The organism is Streptomyces mutomycini (assembly GCF_001700505.1).
Taxonomy (GTDB): domain Bacteria; phylum Actinomycetota; class Actinomycetes; order Streptomycetales; family Streptomycetaceae; genus Streptomyces; species Streptomyces mutomycini.
The window spans coordinates 1-3,904 of sequence record NZ_MAPV01000312.1; the positions used below are offsets into that span (position 1 = coordinate 1).

Genomic DNA, 3,904 nt, shown 5'->3' on the forward strand with positions numbered 1-3,904 from the left:
CACCACCCGGCGTACGACGACGGGCACCGCGACGACCGAGCGCAGGCCCTCCGCGGCGACCGCCGAGTCGTATTCGTGGCTGATATGACGCGACGAGGGATAGTCCGTGACCGCGCACGGTCGCGACAGGGCGATCGCCTTGCCGCCGAGGCCGCTCCCCGCCGAGATGACGAGCCCGCGCAGGGCGGGGGTCTGCGCCCCGCTCAGCTCGGCGATCAGGGCGTGGCGGGCGTCGGACAGCAGCCCGCCGAAGACCACCGGCAGCCCGCTCGTCCTGCGCAGCCCCAGCAGGGCCGCCCGCAGCTCGGTCGCCTCACCCGCCTCCGGCACGCCGATGCCTCTCCGCCCTGTCGGTCCTACCCCTGTTCGGGGGTGGTGAGATCTGGGTCACTGTTCACATGATGGTAATGGACCAGTTCGCGACGAGGAGGGCACATGCCGGCAACGAGTGCGACGGAGACGTTCCGGGCGGCCCGGGACTTCCTGATCGAGCACCGTGAGGACTACACCGCGGCGTACGAGGGCTTCGGCTGGCCCCGGCCGGGCCACTTCAACTGGGCGCTCGACTGGTTCGACGTCATCGCCGAGAACAACGACCGCACCGCCCTGCACATCGTGGAGGAGGACGGCGGCCGCACCGAGGTGTCCTTCGCCCGGATGGCCGCCCGTTCCGACCGGGCGGCGAACTGGCTGCGGCAACAGGGCGTGGCCGCGGGCGACCGGATCCTCGTCATGCTCGGCAACCAGACCGAGCTGTGGGAGACGGCCCTGGCCGCGATGAAGCTGCGTGCCGTCGTCATCCCCGCCACCCCCCTGCTGGGGCCGGTCGACCTGCGTGACCGGGTCGAGCGCGGCAGGGTCCGCCACGTCCTCGTACGGTCGGCGGACACCGCGAAGTTCGACGAGGTCCCCGGCGACTACACCCGGATCGCAGTCGGCGCGGACGTCGAGGGCTGGCTCTCCTACAGCGGGGCCGACGAGGCGCCGGAGGCCTTCACCCCGGACCGGGAGACGGACGCCGACGAACCCCTGATGCTCTACTTCACCTCGGGGACCACGGCGAGTCCGAAGCTGGTCGAGCACACCCATGTCTCTTATCCCGTCGGACACTTGTCGACGATGTACTGGATCGGGCTCAAGCCCGGTGACGTCCATCTGAACATCTCCTCGCCCGGCTGGGCGAAGCACGCCTGGTCGAACCTCTTCGCGCCGTGGAGCGCCGAGGCCACCGTCTTCATCTTCAACTACACCCGTTTCGACGCCGCCCGGCTGATGGCGGAGATGGACCGCTCGGCGATCACCAGCTTCTGCGCCCCGCCGACGGTCTGGCGGATGCTCATCCAGGCCGACCTCACGCAGCTGAAGACACCGCCGCGCGAGGTCGTCGCGGCCGGGGAACCGCTCAACCCCGAAGTCATCGAGAGCGTCCGGCGCGCCTGGGGTGTCACCATCCGCGACGGCTTCGGCCAGACCGAGACCGCCGTGCAGGTGGCCAACACACCGGGACAGCTGCTCAAGGCCGGTTCAATGGGGCGCCCCAGCCCCGGCTTCAAGGTCGAGCTGCTCGACCCGGTCACCGGCGAACCGGGCGCGGCGGAAGGTGAGATCTCCCTCGACCTGTCGGCGTCTCCCGTCGGCCTGATGACGGGCTACCACGGAGACCCCGAGCGTACGGCCGAGGCCATGGCGGGCGGTTACTACCGCACCGGTGACATCGGCGCGCGGGACGAGGACGGCTACATCACCTATGTGGGCCGGGCCGACGACGTGTTCAAGGCATCCGACTACAAGATCTCGCCGTTCGAGCTGGAGAGCGCCCTGCTGGAGCACGAGGCGGTCGCCGAGGCCGCGGTCGTGCCCGCGCCGGACCCGGTGCGGCTCTCCGTCCCGAAGGCGTACGTCGTGCTCGCCGAGGGCTGGGAGCCCGGACCCGACACCGCGAAGGTGCTGTTCGAGCACTCCAGGGCCGTCCTCGCCCCGTACAAGCGCATCCGCCGCCTGGAGTTCGCCGAGCTGCCCAAGACGGTCTCCGGGAAGATCCGCAGGATCGAGCTGCGCGAGCGCACGGCGCAGGGGACCGGCACCGAGTTCGACGAGGGGGATGTGCGATGAGCGGTCTCTCCTACGCGCACGGCACCGGCGACACCCCGCTGCTCGGCGACACCATCGGACGCAACCTGGACCGGGCGGTCGAGGCGTTCGGGGAGCGTGAGGCCCTCGTCGACGTGGTGTCCGGACGCCGCTGGACGTACGCGGAGTTCGGTGCCGCCGTCGATGAGCTGGCCCGCGGGCTGATGGCGTCCGGGGTGGACAAGGGCGACCGGGTCGGCATCTGGGCGGTCAACTGCCCGGAATGGGTCTTCGTCCAGTACGCCACGGCCCGCATCGGGGCCGTCATGGTCAACATCAATCCCGCCTACCGTGCACATGAGCTGGAGTACGTGCTCAAGCAGGCCGGGATCTCCGTCCTGGTCGCCTCGCTCGCCCACCGCACCAGCGACTACCGCGCACTCGTCGGACAGGTCCGGGCGAACTGCCCCGCACTGCGGTCCGTCCACTACATCGGCGACCCCTCCTGGGACGAACTACCGGCCGCCTCAGCGGCCGTGACCGTCGAACAGCTGGCTGTACGCGAAGCCCAGTTGTCCTGCGACGACCCCATCAACATCCAGTACACCTCCGGGACCACCGGATTCCCCAAGGGGGCCACGCTCTCCCACCACAACATCCTCAACAACGGCTATTTCGTGGGGGAGATGGTCGCCTACACCGAACAGGACCGGGTCTGTCTGCCCGTGCCGTTCTATCACTGCTTCGGCATGGTCATGGGGAACCTCGGCATCACCTCGCACGGTGCCTGCATCGTGATCCCCGCACCCGCCTTCGAGCCCGCCGCGGTGCTGGCGGCCGTCCAGCAGGAGCGGTGCACCTCGCTCTACGGCGTGCCCACGATGTTCATCGCGGAGCTCGGCCTCCCGGGCTTCGCCTCGTACGACCTCTCCTCGCTCCGCACCGGGATCATGGCCGGATCGCCGTGTCCTGTCGAGGTGATGAAGAGGGTCGTCGCGGAGATGCACATGGACGAGGTGTCCATCTGCTACGGCATGACGGAGACCTCGCCCGTCTCCACCCAGACCCGCCGGGAGGACGACCTGGAGCGCCGCACGGGCACGGTGGGCCGGGTGATGCCGCACATCGAGGTGAAGGTCGTCGATCCGGTGACCGGCGTGACCCTGCCGCGCGGTGAGGCAGGTGAACTGCGCACCCGGGGCTACAGCGTGATGCTCGGCTACTGGGAACAGCCGGAGCGGACCGCCGAAGTCATCGACGCGGGGCGCTGGATGCACACGGGGGACCTCGCGGTGATGCGGGAGGACGGGTACGTCCAGATCGTCGGCCGGATCAAGGACATGATCATCCGTGGCGGCGAGAACGTGTATCCGCGCGAGATCGAGGAATTCCTCTACGGTCACCCGAAGATCGAAGACGTCCAGGTGGTGGGGGTGCCGGACGAACGCTACGGCGAGGAGATCCTGGCCTGCGTCATTCCCCGTGACCCGGCCGACCCGCCGACACTCGACGAGTTGACCGCGTACTGCCGTGAGCAGCTGGCGCACTACAAGGTCCCGCGCGGGCTGCGGATCATGGAGGCGTTCCCGATGACCGTCAGCGGCAAGGTCCGCAAGGTCGAACTACGGGAGGGGTACGGCGCGTAGGCCGCGCCGGAGGCCGCCGGATCAGGCGGCCTCGATGACGCCCGAGCCTATGCCCTGGGTCGCGGCCGCCCACTCGATGAGCAGCACCTCGTACTCCGCGGCCTCCACCGGCGTCCAGTCCTGGCCGGCCCGCGAGTCGACGAGTGCGCGGATCGCCTCGTTGGCATCGACGGCCGAGGGGTGGGCGG

Annotated in this window: 3 protein-coding genes; 2 read left to right on the plus strand and 1 reads right to left on the minus strand. The window is 69.6% G+C overall.

Features of this window, described 5'->3' with window-relative positions; genetic code table 11:
* A partial coding sequence (locus BFF76_RS30070; protein WP_141695702.1) for a GAF domain-containing protein occupies window positions 1-330 on the minus strand: 330 nt, incomplete at its 3' end.
* Between the two features lie 105 nt (window positions 331-435).
* Between BFF76_RS30070 and BFF76_RS30075 the strand changes: the two genes are divergently transcribed.
* Window positions 436-2,112: an AMP-binding protein gene (locus tag BFF76_RS30075; RefSeq protein ID WP_031099737.1), complete on the plus strand. Its 1,677-nt coding sequence runs from the start codon at window positions 436-438 to the stop codon at window positions 2,110-2,112.
* A complete protein-coding gene (locus tag BFF76_RS30080) occupies window positions 2,109-3,716 on the plus strand; it encodes an AMP-binding protein (RefSeq protein ID WP_065849491.1) in 1,608 nt (535 codons plus the stop codon). Before BFF76_RS30075 ends, BFF76_RS30080 begins: the two co-directional genes overlap by 4 nt.
* The last annotated feature ends 188 nt before the right edge of the window (window positions 3,717-3,904 follow it).

Excerpts from the sequence above, each read along its gene's own strand:
- BFF76_RS30075 (WP_031099737.1), top strand. The coding sequence starts at position 436 with ATGCCGGCAACGAGTGCGACGGAGACGTTCCGGGCGGCCCGGGACTTC.
- BFF76_RS30080 (WP_065849491.1), top strand. The coding sequence starts at position 2,109 with ATGAGCGGTCTCTCCTACGCGCACGGCACCGGCGACACCCCGCTGCTC.